General features: G+C 60.8%; 21 protein-coding genes, 1 tRNA gene and 2 rRNA genes (1 of these 24 cut by a window edge). 10 read left to right on the forward strand and 14 right to left on the reverse strand.

Annotated elements, in window-relative coordinates:
* Nucleotides 1-10 precede the first annotated feature (10 nt).
* The 3 genes from M1E12_RS17050 to M1E12_RS17060 all read right to left on the reverse strand — a co-directional run bounded on the left by M1E12_RS17050 (nucleotide 11) and on the right by M1E12_RS17060 (nucleotide 5,364).
* The gene (locus tag M1E12_RS17050) at nucleotides 11-3,193 is read right to left on the reverse strand and encodes an efflux RND transporter permease subunit (protein ID WP_479562682.1); all 3,183 of its coding nucleotides are present in this window, start codon (nucleotides 3,191-3,193) and stop codon (nucleotides 11-13) included.
* Between the two features lie 139 nt (nucleotides 3,194-3,332).
* Entirely contained in the window at nucleotides 3,333-4,508 is a 1,176-nt protein-coding gene (locus M1E12_RS17055) for an efflux RND transporter periplasmic adaptor subunit (protein WP_479562683.1), read from the reverse strand.
* Between the two features lie 61 nt (nucleotides 4,509-4,569).
* Entirely contained in the window at nucleotides 4,570-5,364 is a 795-nt protein-coding gene (locus M1E12_RS17060) for an alpha/beta hydrolase fold domain-containing protein (protein ID WP_479562684.1), read from the reverse strand.
* Nucleotides 5,365-5,509: 145 nt separating this feature from the next.
* Here M1E12_RS17060 and M1E12_RS17065 point away from each other — a divergent pair, with 145 nt between their 5' ends.
* Nucleotides 5,510-6,454, forward strand: coding sequence for a LysR family transcriptional regulator (locus M1E12_RS17065; protein WP_113462407.1), 945 nt, complete (start codon nucleotides 5,510-5,512; stop codon nucleotides 6,452-6,454).
* 360 nt (nucleotides 6,455-6,814) lie between these two features.
* On the opposite strand, the gene M1E12_RS17070 is transcribed toward M1E12_RS17065, so the two are convergent.
* Together M1E12_RS17070 and M1E12_RS17075 are read right to left on the reverse strand one after the other, a co-directional pair.
* Complete coding sequence (locus M1E12_RS17070; protein ID WP_479562685.1) at nucleotides 6,815-7,921, reverse strand: TRAP transporter substrate-binding protein; 1,107 nt, start codon at nucleotides 7,919-7,921, stop codon at nucleotides 6,815-6,817.
* Between the two features lie 318 nt (nucleotides 7,922-8,239).
* Nucleotides 8,240-8,938, reverse strand: a complete 699-nt coding sequence (locus tag M1E12_RS17075; RefSeq protein ID WP_479562686.1) for a FadR/GntR family transcriptional regulator — start codon at nucleotides 8,936-8,938, stop codon at nucleotides 8,240-8,242.
* 156 nt (nucleotides 8,939-9,094) lie between these two features.
* Between M1E12_RS17075 and M1E12_RS17080 the strand changes: the two genes are divergently transcribed.
* The 5 genes from M1E12_RS17080 (at nucleotide 9,095) to hydA (ending at nucleotide 14,129) form a co-directional block, all read left to right on the forward strand.
* Entirely contained in the window at nucleotides 9,095-9,889 is a 795-nt protein-coding gene (locus M1E12_RS17080; protein ID WP_479562687.1) for an ABC transporter substrate-binding protein, read from the forward strand.
* Nucleotides 9,890-9,951: 62 nt separating this feature from the next.
* Complete coding sequence (locus M1E12_RS17085; protein WP_136542123.1) at nucleotides 9,952-10,623, forward strand: amino acid ABC transporter permease; 672 nt, start codon at nucleotides 9,952-9,954, stop codon at nucleotides 10,621-10,623.
* A complete protein-coding gene (locus tag M1E12_RS17090; RefSeq protein ID WP_479562688.1) occupies nucleotides 10,623-11,372 on the forward strand; it encodes an amino acid ABC transporter ATP-binding protein in 750 nt (249 codons plus the stop codon). Before M1E12_RS17085 ends, M1E12_RS17090 begins: the two co-directional genes overlap by 1 nt.
* Before the next feature lie 29 nt (nucleotides 11,373-11,401).
* A complete protein-coding gene (locus M1E12_RS17095) occupies nucleotides 11,402-12,673 on the forward strand; it encodes a cysteine desulfurase-like protein (protein ID WP_479562689.1) in 1,272 nt (423 codons plus the stop codon).
* 25 nt (nucleotides 12,674-12,698) lie between these two features.
* Nucleotides 12,699-14,129, forward strand: a complete 1,431-nt coding sequence (gene hydA / locus M1E12_RS17100) for a dihydropyrimidinase (RefSeq protein WP_479562690.1) — start codon at nucleotides 12,699-12,701, stop codon at nucleotides 14,127-14,129.
* A 42-nt stretch (nucleotides 14,130-14,171) separates the two neighbouring features.
* Here hydA and M1E12_RS17105 read toward each other — a convergent pair whose 3' ends face one another.
* From M1E12_RS17105 to M1E12_RS17125, 5 genes are read right to left on the reverse strand one after another with little or no spacing between them, the layout of a single operon-like run.
* Nucleotides 14,172-15,632, reverse strand: coding sequence for an aldo/keto reductase (locus M1E12_RS17105; protein WP_479562691.1), 1,461 nt, complete (start codon nucleotides 15,630-15,632; stop codon nucleotides 14,172-14,174).
* 18 nt (nucleotides 15,633-15,650) lie between these two features.
* Nucleotides 15,651-16,610 (reverse strand): branched-chain amino acid ABC transporter permease, encoded by a 960-nt coding sequence (locus M1E12_RS17110; RefSeq protein ID WP_479562692.1) that lies wholly within the window; start codon nucleotides 16,608-16,610, stop codon nucleotides 15,651-15,653.
* On the reverse strand, nucleotides 16,607-17,518 hold the full coding sequence (locus tag M1E12_RS17115) for a branched-chain amino acid ABC transporter permease (RefSeq protein WP_479562693.1): 912 nt from the start codon (nucleotides 17,516-17,518) through the stop codon (nucleotides 16,607-16,609). The genes M1E12_RS17110 and M1E12_RS17115 overlap by 4 nt, the downstream gene beginning before the upstream one ends.
* A complete protein-coding gene (locus M1E12_RS17120) occupies nucleotides 17,515-18,261 on the reverse strand; it encodes an ABC transporter ATP-binding protein (protein WP_479562694.1) in 747 nt (248 codons plus the stop codon). The genes M1E12_RS17115 and M1E12_RS17120 overlap by 4 nt, the downstream gene beginning before the upstream one ends.
* On the reverse strand, nucleotides 18,258-18,995 hold the full coding sequence (locus M1E12_RS17125; protein WP_479562695.1) for an ABC transporter ATP-binding protein: 738 nt from the start codon (nucleotides 18,993-18,995) through the stop codon (nucleotides 18,258-18,260). The genes M1E12_RS17120 and M1E12_RS17125 overlap by 4 nt, the downstream gene beginning before the upstream one ends.
* A gap of 167 nt (nucleotides 18,996-19,162) precedes the next feature.
* Here M1E12_RS17125 and M1E12_RS17130 point away from each other — a divergent pair, with 167 nt between their 5' ends.
* From M1E12_RS17130 to M1E12_RS17145, 4 genes are read left to right on the forward strand one after another with little or no spacing between them, the layout of a single operon-like run.
* The gene (locus M1E12_RS17130) at nucleotides 19,163-19,876 is read left to right on the forward strand and encodes a GntR family transcriptional regulator (protein ID WP_479562696.1); all 714 of its coding nucleotides are present in this window, start codon (nucleotides 19,163-19,165) and stop codon (nucleotides 19,874-19,876) included.
* A 9-nt stretch (nucleotides 19,877-19,885) separates the two neighbouring features.
* A complete protein-coding gene (locus M1E12_RS17135) occupies nucleotides 19,886-20,236 on the forward strand; it encodes a TIGR04076 family protein (RefSeq protein ID WP_479562697.1) in 351 nt (116 codons plus the stop codon).
* A gap of 1 nt (nucleotide 20,237) precedes the next feature.
* Nucleotides 20,238-21,284 carry an aldo/keto reductase gene (locus M1E12_RS17140; RefSeq protein WP_479562698.1) on the forward strand — a complete coding sequence of 349 codons (1,047 nt, stop codon included), beginning with the start codon at nucleotides 20,238-20,240 and terminating at the stop codon, nucleotides 21,282-21,284.
* A gap of 46 nt (nucleotides 21,285-21,330) precedes the next feature.
* Nucleotides 21,331-22,569 carry an ABC transporter substrate-binding protein gene (locus tag M1E12_RS17145; RefSeq protein ID WP_479564908.1) on the forward strand — a complete coding sequence of 413 codons (1,239 nt, stop codon included), beginning with the start codon at nucleotides 21,331-21,333 and terminating at the stop codon, nucleotides 22,567-22,569.
* A gap of 257 nt (nucleotides 22,570-22,826) precedes the next feature.
* Here the strand turns inward: M1E12_RS17145 and M1E12_RS17150 are convergent.
* The 4 genes from M1E12_RS17150 to M1E12_RS17165 form a co-directional block, all read right to left on the reverse strand.
* Nucleotides 22,827-24,016 (reverse strand): IS3 family transposase gene (locus tag M1E12_RS17150; RefSeq protein WP_479562699.1). Its coding sequence is split into 2 segments (ribosomal slippage): nucleotides 22,827-23,767 and nucleotides 23,767-24,016, totalling 1,191 coding nucleotides; the frame shifts between segments, so codons are not numbered across the junction.
* Nucleotides 24,017-24,328: 312 nt separating this feature from the next.
* A tRNA-Met gene (locus M1E12_RS17155) sits at nucleotides 24,329-24,405 on the reverse strand.
* A gap of 129 nt (nucleotides 24,406-24,534) precedes the next feature.
* Nucleotides 24,535-24,649: ribosomal RNA gene (rrf, locus tag M1E12_RS17160) — 5S ribosomal RNA — on the reverse strand.
* A 217-nt stretch (nucleotides 24,650-24,866) separates the two neighbouring features.
* Nucleotides 24,867-26,485, reverse strand: a 23S ribosomal RNA gene (locus M1E12_RS17165); it runs 1,180 nt beyond the window's last position.

Genomic DNA, 26,485 nt, shown 5'->3' on the forward strand with positions numbered 1-26,485 from the left:
CGGGAGAGCCTCATTCCGCCGCGGACATTTGCACGATGCCTTCGTTTCCATGCTGACGCAGCGGCCGGTTTCCGGCAAGCAACCGGGCCAGGAGGTAGAAGACCGGCGTCATGAAGATGCCGAACAGGGTGACGCCGATCATGCCGGAGAACACAGCGACGCCCATGGCGGAGCGCATTTCCGCACCCGCACCGGTCGAAACGACGAGCGGAATGACGCCCATGATGAAGGCCATCGACGTCATCAGGATGGGCCGAAGGCGCAGGCGGCTGGCTTCGACTGCGGCTTGGAACGGCGTGCGGCCCTCGAACTCGAGTTCGCGCGCAAATTCGACAATCAGGATCGCGTTCTTTGCCGAAAGCCCCACCAGCACGACAAGCCCGATTTGGGTGAAGATGTTGTTGTCTCCGCCCGTGTACCAGACACCGACCAATGCGGCGAGCACGCCCATGGGCACGATCATGATGATCGAGAGCGGCAGGGTCAGGCTTTCATACTGCGCGGCCAGAACGAGATAGACGAGCAGCAGCGCAAGCGGGAAGACGACGATACTCGAATTGCCCGCCAGGATCTGCTGATATGTCAGATCCGTCCATTCGAAATCGATGCCGGCCGGCATGGTTTCCTTGAGGATCTTTTCCATCGCCGCCTGCGCCTGCCCCGAGGAAAAGCCGGTCGCAGGACCACCATTGATGTCCGCGGCGAGGAAGCCATTATAGCGCGTCGTGCGTTCCGGGCCGGTCGAGGTTTCGACCTTGAGCAGGGCCGAGAGAGGTATCATCTCGCCGCTTGCCGATCGCACCCTCAGCTGACCGATGTCTTCCGGCTGGGCGCGATATTGCGCATCCGCCTGAACGCGCACACTGTAGGTGCGACCGAACGCATTGAAGTCGTTGACGTAGAGCGAGCCCAGATAGATCTGCAGGGTCTGGAAGACGTCCGTCACCGACACGCCGAGCTGTTGCGCTTTCACCCGGTCGAGATCGGCGAAGAGTTGCGGCACGTTGATCTGGAAGCTCGAGAAGATGCCGGCCAGTTCCGGCGTCTGATAAGCCTTGGCAAGAACCGCCTTGGTCGTCTCGTCCAGCGTCTGGTAGCCAAAGCCGGCACGATCCTCGATCTGCAGCTTGAAGCCGCCGGTGGAACCGAGACCATTGACGGGCGGCGGCGGGAACATGGCGATGAAGGCGCCGTCGATGGCAGCGAACTTCTGATTGAGTGCCATGGCAATGGCCCCACCCGACAAGGACGGATCCTTGCGCTCGTCGAAATCGTCGAGCACCGCAAAGACGATGCCGGCATTCGAGCCGATAGTGAAGCCGTTGATCGACAGGCCCGGGAAGGCGAGCGCGTTCTTCACGCCGGGTTCCTTGAGCGCGATGTCGCTCATCTGACGGATCACCTCTTCCGTGCGGTCAAGTGTTGCCCCGTCAGGCAATTGCGCAAAGCCGATGAGATACTGCTTGTCCTGGGCGGGAACGAAGCCACCGGGCACGCTGGTGAACATGCCATAGGTGGCGGCGACAAGCGCGAGATAGATCACCATCACCAGGCTCTTGCGGCCGAGCAGCCCACCAACCGTCTTTCCGTAGCCGTTTGAGGCCGCGCCAAAGGCCCGGTTGAAGCCACGGAAGAACCAGCCAAGCAGGCTGTCCATCACGCGGGTCAGCCGGTCCTTCGGTGCGTGGTGGTCCTTCAGGAGCAGGGCCGCGAGCGCCGGCGAAAGCGTCAGGGAGTTGATCGCCGAGATGACAGTCGAAATGGCAATCGTCAGGGCAAACTGACGATAGAACTGTCCCGAGAGACCGGTGATGAAGGCAAGCGGCACAAAGACCGCGACGAGCACGAGAGCGATGGCGATGATCGGCCCGGAGACTTCCTTCATCGCGCGATAGGTCGCCTCGCGTGGCGAGAGACCGTTTTCGATATTGCGCTCTACATTTTCGACGACGACGATCGCGTCATCAACCACGATGCCGATCGCCAGCACGAGACCGAACAACGTCAGCGCATTGATGGAAAAGCCGAACGCGTACATGACCGCAAACGTGCCGATGATCGAGACCGGGACGGCAATCAGCGGAATGATCGAGGCACGCCAGGTCTGGAGGAAGAGGATCACGACGAGCACGACAAGGGCAATCGCCTCGAGAAGGGTGTCGACGACCTTGTCGATCGAGGCACGAACGAATTCGGTGGTGTCGTAGACGATCTCGAAGCGAACACCTTCCGGCATGGCCTGCTGCAGGTCGGCCATGGTCTGCTGAACGGCATCGGAGATAGCGATCGCGTTGGAGCCCGGAGCCTGAAAGATCGGAATGGCGACGGCCGGTTCGCCGTCGAGAAGCGAGCGGAGTGAGTATTCTGCGGCCCCGAGCTCGATGCGCGCAACATCGGCCAGACGGGTGATCTCGCCGTTCGGGCCCGCCTTGACCACGATCGCGCCGAATTCTTCCGGCGACTGAAGGCGACCGCGCGCATTGATGTTCAGCTGAAGGTCGACCCCTTGTGGCGAGGGCGAGGCGCCGATCGTGCCGGCGGCCGCCTGGACGTTCTGTTGGGCGATGGCGTTCGTGATGTCGCTGGCCGCCAGCCCGTGCTCGGCCACCTTTTGCGGGTCGAGCCAAATGCGCATCGAATAGTCGCCCGCGCCGAAGATCTGGACCTGGCCCACGCCTTCGATGCGTGCCAGGCGGTCCTTGATGTTGAGCGTGGCATAATTGCGCAGATAAGTGAGGTCATAGCGATCACCGGTAGAGACAAGATGCACCACCATCATCAGGTCAGGCGAACTCTTGACCGTCGTCACGCCGAGCGCCCGCACTTCAGCCGGCAGCCGTGGCTCCGCCTGCGCAACGCGGTTTTGAACGAGCTGCTGCGCCTTGTCCGGATCCGTCCCGAGGCGGAAGGTGACGGTCAGGGTGAGCACGCCGTCGGACGTGGCCTGGCTCGACATGTAGAGCATGTCCTCCACGCCATTGATCTGCTCTTCGAGCGGCGTCGCCACGGTTTGGGCGATAACGGTCGGATTGGCGCCTGGATAGACCGCACGGACCACCACGGATGGCGGCACGACCTCCGGATATTCGGAGATCGGAAGTGCGCGCAGACCGATGAGGCCGGCGACGAGGATGAGGATCGAAAGCACGCCGGCAAAGACCGGCCGATCGACGAAAAAGCGGGAGAAATTCATCTGAGGACCCATAAGGCGGACAAAGGGGGAGCGATCCCGCGATCGGCATCACGGGAGGGGCGAATTTCGATAAGGGTGCTGGGTGGTGGCGAAGCGCTCTGACGAAGACGTCAAAACTCTTCGTTTGCCACCTGGCTGATCAATTCTTGAGAGCTGTCTGTTCCTGCGGCGCGACCACGGCGCCGGGGCGAATGCGCTGCAGGCCGCTCACCACGATCCGGTCTCCGGCCTCAAGGCCGGTTTCCACGATCCGTTGGCCATCAACCGCAGCGCCAAGCTCGATCTGCCGATAGCTGACCGTATTGTCGGGGGCGACGACGAAGACGAATTTCTTGTCCTGATCGGTCCCGACAGCGCGTTCGGAGATTGTCATGCGGTCTTGTGCCTTCGCCTGGCCGAGCCGGATGCGCGCAAACTGTCCGGGAATGAGGCGGCCATCAGGATTGTCGAAGACGGCGCGCACGCGGATCGTCCCCGTCGCTGCGTCAATCTCGTTGTTGATCAGCTGCAGCCGACCGGGAATGGGAGGGCTTCCCGGAGCCGCCTCGACTTCGACCGGGATCTGCTCAAGCAGCAGGCCTGCATCATTGGCCGGCAGGGTCGACAGGACATCGCGCAGATGGTCTTCGGCGATCGTGAAGCTTGCATAGATCGGGTCGACCGAGACCAGCGTCACCAGGGAGGGCGAAGAGGGGCCGGCGGCAACCAGATTGCCGACGGTGACATCCAAGGTGCCGATGCGACCTGCAATCGGCGCACGGATTTCGGTATAGGCGAGATCGAGTTCGGCGAGCTTCAAGGCCGCCTTGGCAGACTGCAGCTCGGCTTCGGTCGATGCTTTCGTGCTCTTGCGCTGGGCGACTTCGCTTTGAGAAATCGTGTTGCGTTCAAGCAGCGCGTTGCCGCGTTCGAGTTCCGTCTCGGCAAGCACCAGCCGCGCTTCGGCGGATGCCACCGCGCCGCGTGCCTGGTCGACCACGGCGCGATAGGGCTCAGGATCGATCGAGAAGAGCAGGTCACCCTGGCTGATATCGCCGCCCTCGCGGAAATGGACGGCCTGGATCGCACCTGCGACGCGCGAGCGGATTTCGACCCGATCGACGGCCTCGAAGCGGCCGGAGACCTCACGCCAGACCTGCACCGGTCGAGGTTGGACTGTCGCGACCGTGACTGGCACCGCCGGTGGTGCGGATGTGGTTTCCGTCGATGCAGCGTGCGCATCCCAGGTTGGTTCGAAATAGACGACGCCGGCAATTGCCAAAGCTGTCGCCATCGCGGAACCCCATAGGGCCGCGTTCCTGATCCTTGCGGTCATGATCGTCTCCTTCGGTTCGCCTGGAACCGCTATGTGGTGGAAGCGGGTTGGGAGCCCGCCGTCAGTGCGGCAGTTCCTGCAGGAACTGCGAAAACTCCGTCGAGACTTGCGAATGCCATTCGCCGTCTCGACCATGGTAAAGCCCTGTCCATCCGAGATGGTCGGGCAATAGTCTGGTTTTCACGGACACGCCTGACGACTGCAGACGTGCCGCATAATCCAGGGCCTCGTCGCGCAGCGGATCGTCATCCGACGTCACGACCAGGGCGGGAGCCGCTCCCATCAGCCGCGAGCACAGACACGGGGCAGCATAGGGATGCTGGCCGTCGCTCGCCTGGGCCAGATAATGGTCCCAGCCGTCCGACCAGCGTTGTTGGAGCCCGATCGCATCGGCTCTGCGAAAGGACACTGTCACCATGCGGGGATCGAGCATGGGAGACAGAAGAACCTGCCCCGCGAGCTCTCCCGGCATGGCATCACGCGCCTTCAGAGCGAGGCTCGCAGCGAGGTTCCCGCCCGCCTCATCTCCGGCAACCAGCACCGGAGAATGCAGGTTGGCAAAGCGCTTGCGCTTGGCAAACAAATGCTTCAACGCCTCGAAAGCCTTTTCGAGCGCCCCTGGAAACAGGTTGCGCGTCGGCCCGCCAAAATCGGCTTCCACGACCAATGCGCCGGCTTCTGCCATGGCCGCTGCGGCCGGTGCATCCCCCAGACGCGATGGAGCTGCACCGAACGCATTGCCGGAAAAGTACAAAACGAGCGGCCGGCGCTTTCCTTTGCCAGTCCCGTCATAGACGCGGAACGGCAAGGGAAACCGTATCTCTCCGTCCTCTCCGCTCTGCCATTCCTTGCTCATGCTAGTCCGTGGTCATCTGCTGAATTCAGCTTCCGCTTGTTGGGTCTTTATATTATTATCCACCGAAGCGGCACAAGTCTTGCAAATCCGAGAGCTCTGTTTCGGAATTTCGAATAATAACCCTCTTATTGAGCTAAGGCGTATAATGGATCAGCTATCGGCCATGCGGGTGTTCACGAGAGTGGTGGAGACCGGCAACTTCTCCAAGGCGGCCCACTCGCTCAAGATGCCGAAGACCACCGTCACCACTGCGGTTCAGGCTCTGGAGGCGCATCTGGCGACCAAGCTCTTGAACCGGACCACCCGCAAAGTGGTGGTGACGACCGATGGGGCGCTCTACTACGAACGCGCTGCGCGTATTCTATCGGAGCTGGACGAGCTCGATGGAAGTCTCTCCAGCTCGCAGGCGCAGCCATCAGGCAAGGTGAGAGTTGCTCTCTCCGGTGCCTTTGCCGATCGCATCATCATGCCGGCCCTGTGCGACTTCCACACGCGCTATCCGAAGATCCAGCTCGAATTCGATATTGGCGACCGGATCGTTGACTACGTCGCCGAGAATATCGACTGCGCCTTGCGGGCGGGCACTCCGACGGACCAGTCGCTTGTGGCCCGGAAAGTGGCAGACCTCGAACTGCGCACCTATGCCTCGCCGATCTATCTCGAGCGGATGGGGTTCCCCCGCCACCCGCGCGATCTCGAAAACGGGCACTTCGGCGTCGGCTACATGAAAGCCTACGAAGGCCGCGTGTTCCCGCTGCAGTTTCGCAAAGAAGACGAAGAGGTCGAAGTCAGGCTGGATTATGTGATCTCGGTGAATGAATTCAGGAGCTACATGGCCGCAGCCGTTGCCGGCATCGGCGTCGCCCAGGCCATCGCCTTCACTGTCCGGGACTATGTGGATCGCGGCGAACTCGTCGAAATCTTGCCCGACTGGCCGCGGGATCCCGTCCCGCTCTACATCGTCTATCCACAGACACGCCATTTGAGCAACAAGGTGCGGGTTTTCGTCGACTGGCTGGCGAAGAAGCTCAACGAGGCGAACCAATGCGAAGCGCAGCTCAAGTCCGCGGCGCCCAAGGCTGAGGCATGAGGTAACGGCCCGGTCCATGACCGGCCACCATGCAAAGCAGGCGCTCCTTCGCAATTCCTTAAGACATCACTGCAACGGTGACGCCAAAACTGAAGGCAAAAGCATATGCGCACGATCACCGTAATACTGCTGCTGGTTCTCTCCGGCTGCTCCGGCACAGCCAATGGCGGACACGAATACGAGCCGCCCAAGAGCACCCCTTGGTCAGAAGGCGCCTCGTAAGCCGCATTAGCGTTGGCAGCCGGTTCAACTCCGGCCGAAGGTCCTCGGAAGTCCTGCTCATCAACGCCGGCCCGGTACCGTCTTGGAGCAAGAATTGGCCCCCATCAGGGGGCCAACACCGTTCAGGCTAACCATCCGTCAAAGGTTGTTTGCCCGCTGCTGCATCATCATGAAAGTGTCGAAGGTGTAATCCGGCAACTGCATCCAGAGATAGGCCTCCTTCTTGAATGCCAGCTGGCTATCGTAGATCTTCTTGAAACGCTCGTTCGACGCATTGATCTCGGCATAGGTGGACAGCGCCGCCTCGTAGCAAGCCATCATGATTTCCTGGCTGAACGGGCGCAAAACGGCGCCTGACGCCGCCAGTTCCTTGACGGAAGCCGGGTTCTTGACGTCGTATTTCGCCAGCATATTGGCATTGGCGAAGGCACAGGCATCCTGCAGGATCGCCTGATAATGCGGAGGAAGGCGGTTCCACTTCTCCAGATTGACCATGGCATGGAGCGCTGCGCCCCCTTCCCACCAGCCCGGATAGTAGTAGTACTGCGCAACCTTGAAGAAACCGAGCTTCTGGTCATCATAGGGCCCGACCCATTCGGTGGCGTCGATCGTACCCTTCTCGAGCGCCGGGTAAATGTCGCCACCCGCGATCTGCTGCGGTACGACCCCGAGCTTTTCGACAACCTTGCCGGCAAAGCCGCCAATCCGCATCTTCAGGCCCTTGAGGTCGTCGACCGTATTGATCTCCTTGCGGAACCAGCCCCCCATTTGCGCACCGGTATTGCCGGCTGGCAGGCCATAAAGGTTTTGGGTGGCGAAGAACTCATTCAGCAGTTCGTTGCCGCCACCCTGATAGAACCAGGCGTTCTGCAGGCGCGCATTGAGGCCAAAGGGAACGGCTGTGGCCAGCGCATAGGTCGGATCCTTGCCCCAATAATAGTAGTTGGCGGTGTGAGCCATCTCGACGGTACCGGCAGCGACCGCGTCGTTGGCCTGAAGCCCCGGCACAATCTCGCCGGCCGAAAAAACCTGGATCTCGAAGTTGCCGTTGGTGGCCGCCTTGACGCGTTCGGCCACATCGCTTGCAGCACCAAAGATCGTGTCCAGTGCCTTCGGAAAAGATGATGTCAGCCGCCAGGTAATTTTCGGGTTCTCCTGCGCGATGGCGGGTGCCGCAAAAACGGCAGACGCGGCGACGCCCGCACCGGCTGTGCCCGCATTGCGGATAAAGCTACGACGATCCATGAATTACCTCCCAATGTTGCCCCAAAGACGTTTATCGCCTGCCCTCCCGGCAGCAATGATTAAGCTAATCATCACATTTGGAATGTTTCAAGCACGACTGGATTGGGAGGCCCATCCAGCCTCGCCTATCGGCATCATGAGCCGATTGATCCCATACGCTCGGAACTCTCAACCGGCATGCGCTCGGCCCTCATCGGCTGGTCGAAAACAGTTGTTGCGGAAGTCGCCACCCGCAGCCAGCCGTTCAGCTAAGTGTGTCGAGGAAATCGCGACAGGCCCCGCAGCCGTCATTCCGGCTGCTCGCCCCACAGACCCGTCTTACGGCTCCAGTCCGGCGCAGCGGGCGGTGTTGCGGATATGGGTTTCCATTTCGTGCTTTGCCCGCAACCCGTCATTGGCGCTGAGGGCCGCGATGATCTTGCGGTGCTCGCCGATCGATTCGCGCATGCGCTCGGGATCGGTGATCGGGATCGGCTGACGTTGCGTCTCGGTCACCTGGTCACGCACGGTCTGATAGAGTGCCTTCAACATGGCATTGGAGCAGGCGGAGACGATAACGCCATGGAACTCCAGATCCGCCTCGACATTGGCGAGCAGATCCTGGTTGGCCCAGCAGTCCTCCATCGTCTGCGTCGCCCGCTCCATCTTGTCGAGCTGCAATTGCGTGAGGCGCCCGGCGGACAGCCTGGCGATTTCCCCCTCCAGGAGGATGCGCGTCTGGAAGACGTCGAAGACGGAATAGCTGTCCGAATAGCGCCAGGGCGCCATATGCCCGCTCACGCCTGCATCGGAGACCGAGGGGCTTGCGACAAAGGTCCCCCTGCCCGCCTCCGTCTTCAGGAGACCTAAGGTTTCCAGCGTCAGAAGCGCCTCACGCAGGGAGGCGCGACTGATCCCGAATTTCTGGGAAAACTCCCGCTGTGACGGGATCTTCTCGCCCGGCTTCAGCTGCCCGGACTGGATCATGCCCTGGATCTCGCGTGCCACCGATTGCGGCACGAGCGTCTTGTTGAACATGCGGTCCCTTCCCCGGCGGCCTGTCTCGAAGCGGCAAGTGTATTTTTTCCGGCCGCCCCTTGCCAAGCGGAAAGCAGCATGCTTGTTTGGCCTGACTGGTCTGACCAGTTAGACCAATGTAGATTGAGTCACGTTCAAAAAACAAGGGGAACTCTCATGACACGCTCCACGACATTCAAGGCGACGCTCTTTGCCGGGCTTCTCGCCGCATTCTCCACCAGCGCCCATGCCGCCGACCTGACGGTCGGTGCCAATATCGGCAATGTCCCATGGGAATTCGAAGACGCCAGCGGCAAGGTCACCGGCTTCGAGGTCGACCTCGTCAACGAAATCGCCAAGCGCCTCGGCAAGACGGTCGAATTCGTCAACACGCCCTTCAACGGCCTCTTCCCGGCGGTTCAGTCGGGCCGCATCAACATGGCAATTTCGTCGATCACCATCACCGAAAAACGTCTCGAATCGGTCTCCTTCGCCCAGCCCTATTATGACAGCGACCAGTCGCTGACGGTCACTGCCGCCTCCGGCATCACGGGTCTGAAGGACATGGGCGACAAGGTTGTCGGCGTCGACACCGGCTCGACTGGCGACATGTGGGCCGAAGCCAACAAGGGCGAATACAAGCTCGGCGAGATCCGCCGCTTCGAAGGCCTCCAGCCCGCCATGCTCGATCTGGTCGCAGGCCGGATCGACGGCTACATCTCCGACATCCCGGCCCTTCTCTACTACGTCAAGGACAAGCCGGAACTGAAGGTGGTCGAGCGCATCCCGACCGGCGAAAAATACTCGATCATGTTCAACAAGGATGATCCGCTCGCAGCCGAGGTGAACACCGTCATCACCACGCTGAAGCAGGAAGGCTTCATCGCAAAGCTGCACGAGACCTGGTTCGGCGCCAAGGCTGAGGACACGACCTCGACCGTCACCGTCCTCGACATGCCCAAGGCCATGTAAGCTCGAAACGCAACCGGCGGAGCGCAAGAGTTCCGCCGGCCTGCCATGGGAGCCGGTCCGGCATGACACTCATCAATACCTTCTTCAACCTCGACGTCCTCATGAACAGCCTTCCGGCTCTTCTCTGGGGTCTCGTGGTCACCCTGCAGATCGGCGTCACCAGCATTCTCGTCGGTCTGGCAGGCGGTCTCTTTCTCGCGGTCACCCGCCTCTATGCGCCCGCCTTCATCAAGCTCCTCATCCGGATCTATATCGACATCTTCCGCTCGATCCCCCTGCTGGTGCTTTTGATCGTCGTCTACTACGCGCTTCCCTTTGTCGGCATTCGCCTCTCACCCTTCCTGTCGGCGGTCACGGCGCTCTCGCTGGTGTCGGCGGCCTATACGGCAGAAATCTTCCGCGCCGGCATCGAAGCCATCCCGCATGGACAATTCGAGGCGTCGGCAGCACTTGGCCTTTCCAACCGCCACACCATGGTGGACGTGATCCTGCCCCAGGCAATTCGCATCGTCATTCCGCCACTGACCAACAACTGCATCAACGTGATGAAGGACACGGCCCTTGCCTCCGTCGTCGCCATGCCGGATCTCTTGAAGCAGGCGACCCAGGCCCAGGCGCTTGCCGCCAATCCGACGCCTTTGATCGGCGCCGCTCTCATCTATATCGCCCTTCTCTGGCCCATGGTCGCGGTCGTCTCGCGCCTTGAAAAACACTTCAGCCGGGGGAAACGCTGATGACTGCCACCAACGCGCCGCTCATCTCCATCCGCGGCCTCACCAAGGCCTATGGCACCTTCACCGTCCTGCACGGGATAGACCTCGACATCGCCGAGGGAGAAGTCGTCTGCGTCATCGGCCCCTCGGGTTCGGGCAAGTCGACGCTCATCCGCTGCATCAATCATCTGGAAGCCTTCGCGCCGGAAAGCCGCATCACGGTCGATGGCATCACCGTCGAGCCGGGCCCGAGCCTGGCCAAGGTCCGTGCCGAAGTGGGCATGGTCTTCCAGTCCTTCAATCTCTTTCCCCACATGACGGTTCTGAAAAACGTCATGCTCGCTCCCATGCGGGTCCGCGGCACGCCGGAAAAGGAAGCCGAGCGCAAGGCGCGCGATCTTCTCGCCCGCGTCGGGATTTCAGAGCAGGCGGAGAAATTTCCCGGACAACTCTCCGGCGGTCAGCAGCAACGGGTTGCCATTGCCCGGGCGCTCGCCATGGAGCCGCGGGTGCTGCTTTTCGACGAGCCGACATCGGCACTCGATCCGGAAATGGTCGGCGAAGTGCTCGACGTGATGCGCAAGCTTGCGGGATCCGGCGTCACCATGATCGTCGTGACGCATGAAATGGGCTTTGCCCGCCAGGTTGCCGACCGGGTGATCTTCATGGATGGCGGCCGTCTGGTCGAAAGCGGACCGCCGGAAGACATCTTCGACAGCCCCAAACACGAACGGACGCGCGGCTTCCTGCGCGCAGTCCTCAACCACTGAACAAGAACAAGACCGGAGGACACCCCGCCATGGCGACCCAAGACCAGAAGGCGCTCGATCTCGATTATGTGCGAAGCCAGTTCCCGGGGCTCTCCCGCGGATGGACCTTCTTCGACAATGCCGGTGGATCGCAGATCCTCAAAGGCGCTGTCGAACGCATGAACACGTTCCTCTATGAAAAGAATGTCCAGATCGGCGGATCCTACGAGGTCTCGCAAGCGGCAGCGGCAGCCCTTTACGAGGCCCGCACGGCCGCCATGCATCTCGTGAATGCCAACCGCCCCGAAGAAATCGTCTTCGGCAATTCGACGACGGCACTCCTGCAGAACCTGGCGCGCGCCATGCACAGCCAGCTGTCGCCGGGTGACGAGATCATCATCACGGTCTCCGACCATGAATCCAATATCGGTCCCTGGGATCGCCTGCAGGAACGCGGCGTGGTGCTGAAGATCTGGCCGCTCAACAAGGAGACCCTGACGCTCGACCTGGCTGATCTCGGCGCCCTCATGACCGAAAAAACCAGGCTGGTTTGCGTCACCCATTGCTCGAACCTTCTGGGCTCGATCAATCCGATCCGCGAGATCGCCGATTTCGTCCATGCCCGTGGGGCCAGGATCTGCGTCGATGCCGTCGCCTATGCCCCGCATCGCGCCGTCGACGTCCAGGCCTTCGACGTGGATTACTATGTGTTCAGCCTCTACAAGACCTATGGGCCGCATTACGCGCTGATGTACGGCAAATACGATCTGCTCCTCGCGCTCGACCCGCTCTATCACTACTTCTACGGCTACGACAAAGTCCCCGGTAAGCTCGAGCCCGGCAACCCGAACTACGAGCTCGCCTATTCGACCTGCGGGATCGTTGATTACCTCGTCTCTCTCGGCGAACAGGCCGGGGAGACCGGTTCGGTCAGGCAGAAGATCGAGGCCGCATATCGCGCCATCACGGTCCAGGAAGACGCACTCACCGAACGCCTGCTGACCTATCTGCGCTCGCGCAACGACTGCATGATCGTCGGCCAATCCGTGAACAGGGAGAGCCAGCGCGTACCGACGATCGCCTTCCGTTTCGATGGACGCGAGGCGGCCGACCTCTGCAAGGCGATGGACGCGGAAAAGATCGCCATGCGCTTCGGCGACTTTCACTCTCGCCGGCTCGCCGAATATCTTGGCCTCACCGACCACGGCGGCATGCTGCGCGTCTCCATGGTCCATTACAACACGATCGAGGAAGTCGATCGCTTCACGGCTGCTCTCGACCGCATTCTGGCCGGGGAAGCGGGCATGGCAAAGGCCAGCTGAGAGCCAACACGAAAGGATGGACGGGATGCGCTTCGATACGGTGATCCGCAACGGAACGGTGGTGACAGCGAGCGATACCTTCGTCTGCGACGTCGGCATCAAGGACGGCCGGATCGCCGCGCTCGCGACCGGCCTGACAGACGCCGATGACGTCATCGACGCCACCGGCCTCTTCGTGCTCCCCGGCGGTATCGACAGCCACGTCCATCTCGACCAGCCCTCCGGCGAAGGCATTGTCATGGCCGATGACTTCGACAGCGGCACACGCTCGGCCGCCATCGGCGGCAACAGCACCGTGCTTGCCTTCTGCATGCAGGAAAAGGGGCAGTCCCTGCGCGAGGCACTCAAGGTTTATCACGCGAAGGCCGAGGGCAAGTGCCATGTCGACGTCTCCTTCCACCTGGTGATCACGGATCCGACGGCGGAGGTGCTCGGCCAGGAATTGCCGGCGCTTGTCGAGGATGGCTACACATCGCTTAAGGTTTTCATGACCTATGAGGGTCTGCGTCTGCGCGATGACGAAATCCTGGCAACGCTGGACACCGCACGCCGCACAGGCGCGCTGGTCATGGTCCACTGCGAGAACGAAGACGCCATCCGCTATTTGATCGGTCGCCACGAGGAAGAGGGGAAACTCGCGCCGAAATATCATGCCACGACCCGACCCGTGGCTGCCGAGCGCGAAGCAACGCATCGGGCGCTCTCGCTCGCCGAAATCGTCGATGTGCCGATCGTCATCGTGCATGTCTCGAACCGCGAGGCGATGGAAGAAATCCGGAGGGCTCGTCAGCGTGGCCAAAAGATCGCCGGCGAGACATGCCCGCAATATCTGATGCTGACCGCGGATGATCTGGAACTCGAGGGCCTCGATGGCGCGAAATATGTCTGCTCTCCGCCACCGCGCGACAAGGCGAGCCAGGACGCCTGCTGGGAGGGGATCGAACAGGGCGTCTTCGACCTCTTTTCCTCTGACCATTGCCCCTTCCGCTTCGACGATCCGGAAGGCAAGCTGAACGAGAAGGGCAAGCGGCATTTCCGCTGGATCCCGAATGGCATTCCCGGCGTAGGGACCCGTCTGCCGATCCTCTTTTCCGAAGGCGTGATGAAAGGCCGGATCGACATCAACCATTTCGTGGCCGTCACATCTACCAACCATGCGAAGCTCTACGGCATGTACCCGCAAAAGGGCACAATCGCGATCGGATCGGACGCCGACATCGCGCTTTGGGATCCGAGGAAGAAGGTCACCCTGACCAACCAGATCCTCCAGCACGGCGCCGATTACACGCCTTACGAGGGGCTCGAGCTTCAAGGTTGGCCGGTACGGCTGCTCGTTCGTGGTCAGACGATTATGGAAGACGGATCGCTCATCAAAGAAGCGCGCGGTGAGTATCAGAGCCGCAAGCGCTCGAACCTGATTGCGGACACCAGTTCGGTCGCCTCACTAACGCCCTAGAGAGACAGGCAGCGCTGCTCTCAAGTAGCTCGCCAGGAAAACCTAAACCACCGCTTCCGCTTCAATCTCGACTTCATAGTCACCGACCAAAGCGCCGGCCTCGATCAGGGTGTTGGCTGGAAGCACGTCTGAAAAAAAGCGGCCATGCGCGCGAGAGACTGGCTCCCACTTTGACGCATCTTTGAGATAGATGCGCGTGCGGACGACATCCTCCATCTTACCGCCGAGAGCAGAGATGGAAGCCGCGATCTTGTCGAGAATATAGGTCGCCTGCGCGCCAGGGTCGCCAGGCGCCACACAACGGTTACTGCCGTGGGTCGCCGTCGTGCCGGATACCAGGATCCGATCGCCGATCCGCACGGCCCGGCTGTAACCGGCCAGCGGCTCCCAGATGCTGCCGGAGGAAACACGCATCCGGTTCTCACGCCCTGGTACGGGAACGGCCGTGTAGACGGACGGGATCGCATCGAGGTGATGGCTGAGGTCACCGGATGCGGTCAAGAAGGGCGGCTTTCGATATTCATCGCCGCAATCGCCGGGAATGGGTGTGGCCTCAGCGAAGGCGCTGTCGAGCAGGTCCCGGTCCTCCGCATCCAGTGCGAAGGTGAAGACCCTCAGGTTGTCGTTGCGATGCTCGTTCTCACCGAGCCGGGCCCCGATGATCGTAGCGGCAACGGCCGGGTGTTCGAGAACCCAGCGGCTGGCGACGTTCGAGATCGAGACCCCGTGTTTGCGGGCGATCGTGGATGCCGCAGTGAGAATACCCTGATAGACGCTCCATCCGCCGGCGGTATCAATGAAGCGCTTGTATTTCGAGCGGCTCCAGTCGGCAATCGACGCAGGCTCCGCCTGACCGAGCCATTTCTCCGACAGGAAGCCGCCGCAGAGTGTGCCATAGGCCAGAAGCTTCACCCCACGCTTGAGGCACAGCGACGAGAGGTCGCCGGCGGCGCGCCGGTCGATCAGGGAGAAAGACACCTGGTTGCTGGCGATGTCGATGCCATCAGAGAGCGCGACGTTGAGATGCGCTGCATCAAAATTAGTAAGACCAACAGCGCCGATCAGCCCCTCTTCTTTCATCGCCTGCATTTCATGCAGGGCATCGAGCCAGGCCGGATGTTCGAATGTCCACCAGTGGAACTGCAGAAGATCAACCTTGTCGACGCCGAGACGGGTAAGTCGGTCCTCCACGCCCCGTCGCACCACGTCGCGCGTCATCGGACCAGGCTCGGGGCACCATTTGGTGAATGCCACCGGTCGCTTCTCGCCAGCGGCGTAGCGCTTCAGGAGATGGCCGGTGATGATCTCGGCCGATCCGTAGTGATCGGCCATGTCGAAGCTGTCGAACCCGGCCTCCGCATAGGCCTGAAGCGCATCAGCCCCCTGCTCCGGATCGACCGTGGCACCATCCTTTTCGATGTCCGCAACCTGCCAGAGGCCGCAGACGAGACGGCTGATCGACAGGTCCGGCGTGAGCGTGGTACGTTCGGGATGCTGGGACACGGCGTGATTCCTTGATGATCAGGGTTGTTTGCTGCGGCTGAGGCGCGCGAGCGGGCTCACCTCGCCGAACAGGCCGCGCGGCCGCAGCAGCAGCATCAGGCAGAGCCCCAGGCCGATCGCGACGATCTGCAAGGCGGCAGCGCGCGCCTGCTCTTCGGGCGGCACGAAGGCGGAGACGGCAGCGGCCGTGAGCGCCCAGAGCCCCCAGACGAGAATGGCGCCGGCAATCGCACCGCGATTGTTGCCCGAGCCGCCGACGATCAGCATGGCCCAGACCTGGAAGGTGAGCACCGGCATGTAGTTGTCGGGTGCGATAAAGCCGATGAAATGTGCCTGAGCAGCGCCAGCAAGGCCCATGATCGCGCCGCCGAGGGTAAAGGCCTGCAGGCGAAAGCGAACGGGCCGTTTGCCGAGCGCTTGAGCGGCCGCCTCGTCTTCGCGGATCGCCCGCAAGACGCGTCCCCAGGGGCTGCGCGACAGGTGCTGCAGACCGAAATAGAGCACCAGCACGACAAGCGCCATGAGAGCGCAGTTGGCGAGACTGAAAAGCAGTGCATCACCCTGCAGATCAGCAAAGGGACGCGGAATGAAGCCGATCCCGAAGGCTCCCCCGGTCACGCTCTGAAGATTGAGCATGCAGAGCTGAACGGTGACGGCGACGCCGAAGGTCGCAATTGCGAGATAGTCCGACCTCAACCGGATCGTCAGCGCGCCGACGGCCCAGGACAACGCTCCCGAGACGATGGCAGCCCCAAACCAGCCAACAGCAATCGGCAGTGCGAAACCGCCAAAGCGTTCCGCAGTATCAGGAGTGGTGAGGATGGCCGACGTATAGGCCCCGACCGCGACGAAGGCCGCGATGCCGACATTGAACAGGCCTGTCATGCCCCACTGAATATTCAGCCCCAGGCAAATGATCGCATAGGTAAAGGCCATGGTCAGGAAGAAGGCGCCATAGGCGATTAGATCGATGCTCATGTCGCTTTTCCAAAAAGGCCGCGGGGCCGGACGAGAAGGACCGCAATCAGGATGGCAAAGGAGACTGCCGCACGCCATTCTGCGCCAATGAGCTGGACCGTGAAGGCCTCGGCGAGGCCGATCAGCAGGCCGGCGATCATGGCACCGGGGACCGAACCGATACCGCCGAGGATCGCGGCTGCAAACAAGGGCAGCAGCAGGTCATGCCCGAGATAGGGGCGGATCTGGATGATCAGCCCGCTCATGATGCCGGCGATACAGGCCAGTGCTGCACCGAGAAACCAGGCCGTCCGGATGACCCGGCGGACATCGATTCCGGCGATACCGGCAAGGCCCGGGTTTTCGCTGACGGCGCGCATCGCCCGGCCAATATCGGTCCGCGTCATGACAAGGTGAACGGTGATCACCGAAATCAGCGACACAACCAGCATCGCCAGCTGGTCCGGCGTCGCTCTGAGCCCGAGGCCGAGCTTCATGGCGATCTGCAGCGCCTGGCTGAAATAGGCGGGCTTCGAGGTAAACAGGAATTCGAGCAAGCTGCGCAGTGCAAGCGATGCACCGAAGCTTGCCATCACCATGATGATGATGGCGCTGCCGCGTCGCCGGAAACTCGAAAAGAGTGCCGCATCCACCGCCAGTGCAAGTAGCCCCGTCAGTGCGATGGCGAGGAGCGCTGCGATCGGAAGCGACCAACCAAAGGAGAACGGGCCGAGCGGCGTCGTCATCCCTGCCCCGAGCACGCCGAGGGCACCGCTGATGCCGAGTGCGAGATAGGCGCCCCAGGATAAGAGCTCGCCATGGGCGAAATTGGCAAAGCGGAGGATCGAGTAAGTCAGGGTAACGCCGACGGCGCCCAGCCCGATGATTGCGCCTGCAATCAGCCCGTCCATCAGGAATTGCGGGTTCATCTCGACACCCCGTCGGCTGCACGGCCTGTGGTCCCAAGATAGATCTGCCCGATCAGCGGATCATCGGCGAGCTCCGCCGGTGTGCCCTCGTGCCGAATAACGCCCTCAGCCAAGATCACGGCACGATCGGCAATCGCCATGGCCGCCTTCACGTTCTGCTCGACCAGAATGATCGTCACGCCCTCACCATTGATACGCTTGAGCATGGAAAAGACTTCGCCGACGATCTTGGGGGAAAGACCGGCAGATGGCTCGTCGAGGATCAGCACCGGCGGATCCAGGGCCAGTGCCCGCGCCACGGCCAGCATCTGTCGCTGCCCACCGGAGAGCGCGCCTGCCAGACGCTTCGGCTGGATTGCGAGATCGGGAAAACGGGTCAACATCGTCTCGATGGCAAGGCGGCGCGCGTTGTTCGGCAGCAGGGAAACTGCGATCTGCAGGTTCTCCAGAATGCTCATGCTGGCAAAGACATTGTCCGTCTGCGGCACGAAGGCCAGACCTTCCGCCACTTTGCAATGGGGCGCGACGTCCGTGATGTCCCGTCCGGCAAGGTGGATCCGGCCCGAATGCACAGGCACCATGCCGGCGATCGCCTTGACCAAGGTAGACTTGCCCGCACCGTTCGGGCCAAGAAGCACGACGAGTTCGCCCCGTGCGACCGCAAGATCGACGCCGCGAACGATGGGAAGATCCGGCTCGTAGCCTGCGACCAGCGCCGAGGTTGCAAGAACGGCGTCTGTCATGCACCACCACCGAGATAGGCTTCGACGACGGCGGGATTGGCGGAAACGTCCGCCGGTGATCCCTCGGCCAGCAGCTTGCCGAGCGCCATCGCAATAACGCGCGAGCAGAGCCTGGATACCATGTCCATGTTGTGTTCGATGAGCAGTATGGACTTGCCCTCCGCGTTCAGCGCCACCACACGATCCATGATCACCTCGAGCAAGGCAGGGTTTACGCCGGCGGCCGGTTCATCGAGCAGGATCACCTGCGGGTCGGCCATCAGGACGCGCGCGAGTTCCAGAAGCTTGCGCTGCCCGCCGGACAGCACGCGAGCGGGTTCATGAGCAAGCCGCGAGAGCGTGACGAACTCGAGCATGACATGTGCCTTTTCAAGCGCCGCCTTCTCCTCGCGGAGCACCAGGCCCGGCCGGAAAAAATTGGAAAACAGCCGTTCTCCCGTCTGCTTCTGAGCGCCGACCAGCACGTTTTCCAGCACGCTCATTTCGGAGAATGGACGTGGGATCTGGAAGGTCCGTGCGACACCATGCGCGATGCGCTGCTCGGGCGCTTGGCTGGAAATGTCTTGCCCCTCGATGAAGATCCCGCCGGAGCTGGGCTTGAGGCTGCCAGCCAACAGATTGAACATGGTGGTCTTGCCTGCACCATTCGGACCGATCAGGCCGAGAATCTCTCCCTTGGCGAGCTGCAGCGACATGTCGGAAACCACGGTCAGCCCGTCAAAATGCTTCGTCACATGCCGCGCTTCGATGGCTGGCGGTAACGAGGCCGTTGGAAGGGACGCGGGTGATGGGGGATGCACGACTGTCGCTTCCAAAATGAGCCTTGATTTGATCCGTGATGTTTGATCAAACTTTACGCAGACGCGAAAATCAACCGATATTTCCGGGGAGTTGAGGCGGAATGACGGATACGATCGCCCAGTCGGATGATCTGCTGACGCCTGTCGGCCGCGAGACGCTCCAGGATCGCGTCTACGAGCAGTTGCGCCGCACCCTGATCAATGGCGGCTTTGCCGCAGGCGACATGTTGCGGATCGTCGACATGGCGGACCGCCTGAAAACCAGCACCATGCCGGTACGCGAAGCGCTGGGCCGCCTAGTCTCCGAACAGGCGCTGGAGGCCCTGCCCAATCGCTCTGTTAGGGTCCCCCTGATCACCCGTGAACGTCTCGATGACCTGGAGCGCGCCCGCATCCTGATCGAGGGGCGTCTGGTAGCGCTCGCCTGTGACAGGCTGACGGCGGAAGACATCGAAAGCCTGAAACAGATCAACCGGGATTGCGAGGCAGCCTTTGAGCGGCATGGCCAGGACGTCGGCCCCGTTACCTCTGAAATCAATCATCGCTTCCATTTCCACATTTATCGCGCCGCCTCCTCGCGTGTGCTGATCCCGATGGTCGAGAGCCTTTGGCTCCAGTCCGGCCCGGTGGTCCGGGCCGCTGCCCATATCCATGACGAACAAGGCGGCCTTGCCGCGACGAACCACCACTGGACGCTGATCGCTGCTCTCGAAGCACGCGATGAAGAGGCTGCCGTGAACGCGCTTTCCAACGACATCGGACGCTCCTTCGATCTCGTGCGAGGGCGCCTCGACGCTGGCGACGAAGCAGCGTGAGGGAAATCGATGGGCGCTAAAGATGATACTTTCGAGCTTTATGATCTGCGTGTCGAGGTGGTGATCTCCGAAGACGGCGCCGTCTACTGCGGCGCCAGGCCAGGCGACTATTTCGAGCTGCAGGGCGAGATGCTTTATCTTCCTCCAGGACAAGGCATCTCGATTTATTCGCTCGCCTCCGTACTTCCCCTTCTCGCCGCCAAGCAACGCCCCACCCATGCGCATGACTGGATGACAACGGATGCGGAGATCGCCTGTCCGGATCCCAACTGCTCAACCCGCCTGAGAATTCGCCGGACCGGGCTTCGCAGTTTCAGCCATGCCGCAACGACGGCCGTGCCCCTCGAAGGAAAAGAATAAGATGCAGCGTATCTCCATAGCCCCCGGTTACGAAATCTCCCGCGTCATCCGCGGCGGATGGCAGCTGGCGGGCGGCCATGGCGCCATCGATGCGGAGATGGCGATCGAGGATATGGTGGCCTTTGCCGATGCCGGCATCACCACCTTCGACTGCGCCGACATCTACACAGGCGTGGAAGATCTGATCGGACGGTTCAGGCTGCGCTACCGCGACCTGCACGGCCAGGCCGGACTCGATCGCATTCGCGTTCACACCAAATTCGTACCCGATCTCGGCGTTCTCCCGACAATCACCAGATCCTATGTGGAAGGCGTGATCGACACGTCGCGCAAGCGGCTGAACATGGAGCGGCTCGATCTCGTCCAGTTTCACTGGTGGGACTATGCAATGCCAGCCTGGCTGGACACGCTCGGCTGGCTGAAGGAACTGCAAGCCGATGGGCGGATCGACAAGATCAGCGCCACGAATTTCGACAGCGAGCATGTCACGGCGATCCTCGATGGCGGGATCCCGCTGACCTCGCTGCAACTGCAATATTCGCTGCTCGACCGGCGCCCCGAAAAGCGCATGGTCGGGCTCGCTGCTCAGCGTGATTTCGCGCTGTTCTGCTACGGCACGGTCGCCGGTGGCTTCCTCTCCGATCGCTGGCTTGGCAAGACGGAGCCAGAGCATCCGCTCGAGAACCGTTCGCTGACCAAATACAAGCTGATCATCGACGATCTCGGTGGCTGGGATCTGTTTCAGGCATTGCTTGCAACGCTTCGCAAGGTGGCGGACCGTCATGCGACCGACATCGCCACGATTGCCAGTGCCGCCATGCTCCGCCGGCCAGGCGTCACGGCGGTGATCGTCGGCGCGCGCAATCGCGATCACCTCGCCTCCAACCTCGCCATCTCCGATGTCATCCTGTCCGATGCCGATCTGGCGGAGATCGAGACCGCCATGGCCGGCGCGCGCGAACTGGAAGGGGACGTCTACACGCTCGAGCGGGACCGCACCGGGCGCCACGGCAGCATCATGAAATATAATCTCAACAAAGGGGAATGACATGAGTAAGGGAAATCAACTGAAACACCTCGTTCTGACATCGACCATGCTTGCCGGCCTTGCGGTCGGTGCTGCACCGGCCTTCGCGCAGGAATGCGACATCACCGTCGGTGTGGTCATGGAGCTCACCGGCCCCGCAGGCGAATACGGCAAAGCCGGCGCAAAATCCGTCGAAATGGCCTTCCGTGACTTCAACGAAGCGGGCGGCGTTGATGGCTGCAAGCTCGTGATGGACACGCGCGACAGCCAGAGCCAGGGCAATGTCGCCGTGGATCAGGCCACACAGCTCGTCAACATCAAGAAGGTGCCGGTCGTCATCGGCGGCATCATTTCCTCGGTTTCGATCCCGATCCTCACCTCCGTCACCGCACCTGCCGGTGTCGTTCAGGTATCTCCGGCATCCTCTTCCCCGACGCTGACGGCCCTCGGCCGCGAGGGCAAGACCAATGGTGTGTTCTTCCGCACCATCACATCTGACGCCCTGCAAGGAACAGCCGCAGCGAGATACGCGCTCGACCAGGGCATGAAGAAGATTGCGATCATTCACGTCAACAACGACTTCGGCAACAACCTGATGCAGGAGTTTACCGCGGCCTATACCAAGCTTGGCGGCGCGATCACCTCGACGACACCCTATAACGAGAAGCAGGCCAGCTACTCGTCAGAAGCGTCGGTTGCCATGGAAGGTGAGCCGGATGCGCTTTATCTCATCTCCACGCCGGTGGACGGAGCAACGATTGCCCGCGCCTGGATTTCCAGCGGCGGCGTCCAGAAATTCCTGTTCAATGATGGCATGAACTCCAAGGACTTCATCGCCAGCGTCGGCCCGCAATATCTGAACGAGGCATACGGCACATCTTCCGGTACCACGCCGACGGCCTCGACCGAGTACTTCAACGCGAACTACGCGGAGTTCTCCGGCGGCATCGAGCCATCGGCGCCGGCAGCAGACCGCTCCTATGATGCCGGCGCGATTGTGGCTCTCGCGATCGCCAAGGCAGGCAAGGCCGACAAGGACGCGATCAAGACGGCGATTTCGGAAGTCACAGCACCCGGCGGCACGCCGATCTACGCCGGCAAGGCCGAATTCGAGAAGGCGCTCAGTCTGCTCAAGGACGGCAAGCCGATCAAATATGAAGGCGTCATCGGCCCTGTGAGCTTCGACCAATACGGCGACATCACCGGCCCCTTCCGTCTGTGGAAGATCACCGATGGAGAAGTGACGACAGTCGGCCAGATGGAGTCCGGGACAGTGGCCGAAATCAAGGCCAGCTTGGCCAAGTAAGTCTGAAAAGGCGATCAACACTGGGCGGCTCTCCAGCCGCCCAATTTGTCACTCCTCCCGGACCCCTTCATGCCTTGATCCACGAACGGTTTCGCAAGGCAAGAGATGACGGTTCGCTCTCCAGTCTCGCTATAGACTTCAACGGGCATGCCCGGTGCGCGCTTTTCAGAATTTGTGTTGAGATCCGCGGGTTCGAAACTGATGCGTGTCGCGCCGATCTGCCATTCCGCGGCGTCGACTGACCTTGCCCCCAAGTTTTATCCGGTTTTGAATTCGCTCCGGCGATTTTGGGTTGCTGCATTGTGGGCGGTAGCGGCGGGTTGCGGTGCGGAGCCATTCCGGCTGCGCAGCACCGCATCACGTCGCGGGTTGATGGTCTGGGCAAACTCGGCCGGTGTCAGCCAGCCGAGGCCGGAATGTGGTCGATGATCGTTGTAGTCGCTACGCCAGCTTGAGAGCGCTGATCGGGCATGGCTCAGTGACGAGAAGAGCGTCTCGTTCAGGAGTTCATCCCGCAGTCGGCCATTGAAGCTTTCGATGAAGGCGTTTTGGATCGGCTTGCCCGGTGCGATGTAGTGCCATTCCACCTTGACCTGGTCAGTCCATTGCAGGATCGCGTTGCTGGTGAACTTGCTCCCGTTGTCACTGACGATCATCTTAGGCTTGCCACGCTTCTCGATGATCCGATCCAGCTCACGAGCAACCCGAAGGCCCGAGAGCGATGTATCGGCGACGAGGCCCAGGCATTCCCTGGTGCAATCATCGACGATCGTCAGCACCCGGAACCTGCGGCCATCGGTGAGTTGATCCGACACGAAGTCCAGCGACCAACGATCATCGGCCGTCATCGGGACCAGCATCGGCGCACGTTTGCCGATCGCTCGTTTCCGGCCGCCGCGCTTGCGCACCGTCAGCTTCTCCTCCCGATACAGCCGGAAGAGCTTCTTGTGGTTCACACGGTGCCCTTCGCGCTTGAGCAGCACGTGGATGCGTCTATAGCCAAATCGACGGCGCTCATGCGCCAATGCTTTCATTCGCTCGCGAAGACGATCATCGTCGCTGCGCCTGGTTTCGTAACGGACCGTCATTCGGCAAAAGCCGCTGGCTTTACACGCCCGCCGTTCGCTCATCTGGTGGTGATCCATCAGATGCACGACAGCTTTCCGCCTTGCTGCGGGCGTCACCACTTCTTTCCCAACAGGTCCTTCAAAGCCGCATTGTCGAGCATTGCGTCCGCCAGGAGCCGCTTCAGCTTCGCGTTCTCGTCTTCCAGCGTCTTCAGCCTCTTGGCTTCGGACACGTCCATGCCGCCGAACTTCGCTTTCCATTTATAGATGCTGGCATCGCTGACGCCGTGCTTGCGGCAAAGCTCCGAGACCGACGTGCCTGCCTCGTGCTCCTTCAGTATCCCGATGATCTGTTCGTCCGTGAAACGGTTGCGCTTCATTCTCTGGTCCTCTCGATGGGCCAGAGCTTACTTCAAAATGGATTAGTTCAGCGGGGCAAGGTCACGACGAACACCGCTGTGTGCTCCTTAAGGAGGTAAGAGCGCTGCAGTCGAATCTCGCCAAAGGAAAGATTGCGGCCCATCAAGCCAAGGAGAAGGCGCAAGAGATGGAACTAAGCCTCAAGGCGCAGTTGGATCGGGACCTGCTGGCCTGTCACCTGTCGTGTGACATCAACAGCTTTACCGGCTGGCGCCGCTGTTGGCCTGTGCCGACGGGCTTTTGCGAGATCGGCGTTTATGGAGGGTTTTTTTTGGTTGCGGGGGCAGGATTTGAACCTGCGGCCTTCAGGTTATGAGCCTGACGAGCTACCGGGCTGCTCCACCCCGCGCCAAGAGCGTCGAACGGCTGTTCTGACGCATGAAAGACTTTTTAAAGCGAAAGGGCCGCTTTGAGAGCGGCCCTAAGATTTCGGCTTGGGCCGAGTGTGTGTTGAGAAGATTTTGATTGCCTTTAGCAGACCTGGCAGCGACCTACTCTCCCGCGTCTTGAGACGAAGTACCATTGGCGCTGGGGCGTTTCACGGCCGTGTTCGGAATGGGAACGGGTGCAGCCACCCCGCCATAACCACCAGGTCGGCTAAGGGCAATCAATTGAGAAGCTGGCAGGCATTCGCCTGTTTTTTTGAACACGTCTTTTGTTTTTCAAGCGATGGGTATGGCACCCATACAGGCTGATAAGCCGTCGCCAAGAGTTTGGCGCGCCGTCCGCAGCGAAGCATCCGAAGGATGCGACAGCGTGAGGACAAAACAGATGGCTTTTGTTCATCTTCGATGAACACAAGCAATGAGAACGATCAAGCCAATCGAGCTATTAGTAACGGTAAGCTTCACACATTGCTGCGCTTCCACACCCGTCCTATCAACGTGGTCGTCTTCCACGGCTCTGATAGGGAATACTCGTTTTCAGGTGGGTTTCCCGCTTAGATGCCTTCAGCGGTTATCCCTTCCATATATAGCTACCCTGCTATGCCCTTGGCAGGACAACAGGTCCACCAGAGATATGTCCATCCCGGTCCTCTCGTACTAGGGACAGATCCTGTCAATATTCCTACACCCACGGCAGATAGGGACCGAACTGTCTCACGACGTTCTGAACCCAGCTCACGTACCGCTTTAATTGGCGAACAGCCAAACCCTTGGGACCTGCTCCAGCCCCAGGATGCGATGAGCCGACATCGAGGTGCCAAACAACCCCGTCGATATGGACTCTTGGGGGTCATCAGCCTGTTATCCCCGGCGTACCTTTTATCCGTTGAGCGATGGCCCTTCCACACGGGACCACCGGATCACTATGACCGACTTTCGTCTCTGCTCGACTTGTCAGTCTCGCAGTCAGGCGGGCTTATGCCATTGCACTCGACGACCGATTTCCGACCGGTCTGAGCCCACCATCGCGCGCCTCCGTTACTCTTTCGGAGGCGACCGCCCCAGTCAAACTACCCACCATACACTGTCCCGGATCCGGATGACGGACCGCGGTTAGACATCCATGACGATAAGGGTGGTATTTCAAGGATGGCTCCACTCAAACTGGCGTCCGAGCTTCAAAGCCTACCACCTATCCTACACATGCCGACACGAATGCCAGTGTAAAGCTATAGTAAAGGTGCACGGGGTCTTTCCGTCTGACCGCAGGAACCCCGCATCTTCACGGGGAATTCAATTTCACTGAGTCTATGTTGGAGACAGCGGGGAAGTCGTTACGCCATTCGTGCAGGTCGGAACTTACCCGACAAGGAATTTCGCTACCTTAGGACCGTTATAGTTACGGCCGCCGTTTACTGGGGCTTCGATTCAAAGCTTGCACCTCTCCTCTTAACCTTCCAGCACCGGGCAGGCGTCAGACCCTATACGTCGTCTTGCGACTTCGCAGAGCCCTGTGTTTTTGATAAACAGTCGCTACCCCCTGGTCTGTGCCACCCCATTACACTTGCGTGCAAAGGGGTCACGCTTCTTCCGAAGTTACGCGTGCAATTTGCCGAGTTCCTTCAACATAGTTCTCTCAAGCGCCTTGGTATACTCTACCTGACCACCTGTGTCGGTTTCGGGTACGGTCTGTACGGTGGAGCTATTTCCTGGAACCGCTTCCTCGCCCATTCAATCCAATAAGAATGAACAAGTTACGCAATCCGTCACTACCACCAGGCCCACGAATATTAACGTGGTTCCCATCGACTACGCATTTCTGCCTCATCTTAGGGGCCGGCTAACCCTGCTCAGATTAACTTTAAGCAGGAACCCTTGGTCTTTCGGCGAGAGGGTCTCTCACCCTCTTTATCGTTACTCATGTCAACATTCGCACTTCCGATACCTCCAGGAGCCCTCACGGGTCTCCCTTCACAGGCTTACGGAACGCTCCGCTACCACGTGCATTGCTGCACATCCTCAGCTTCGGTGCATGGCTTTAGC

The organism is Rhizobium sp. K33 (genome assembly GCF_056501445.1).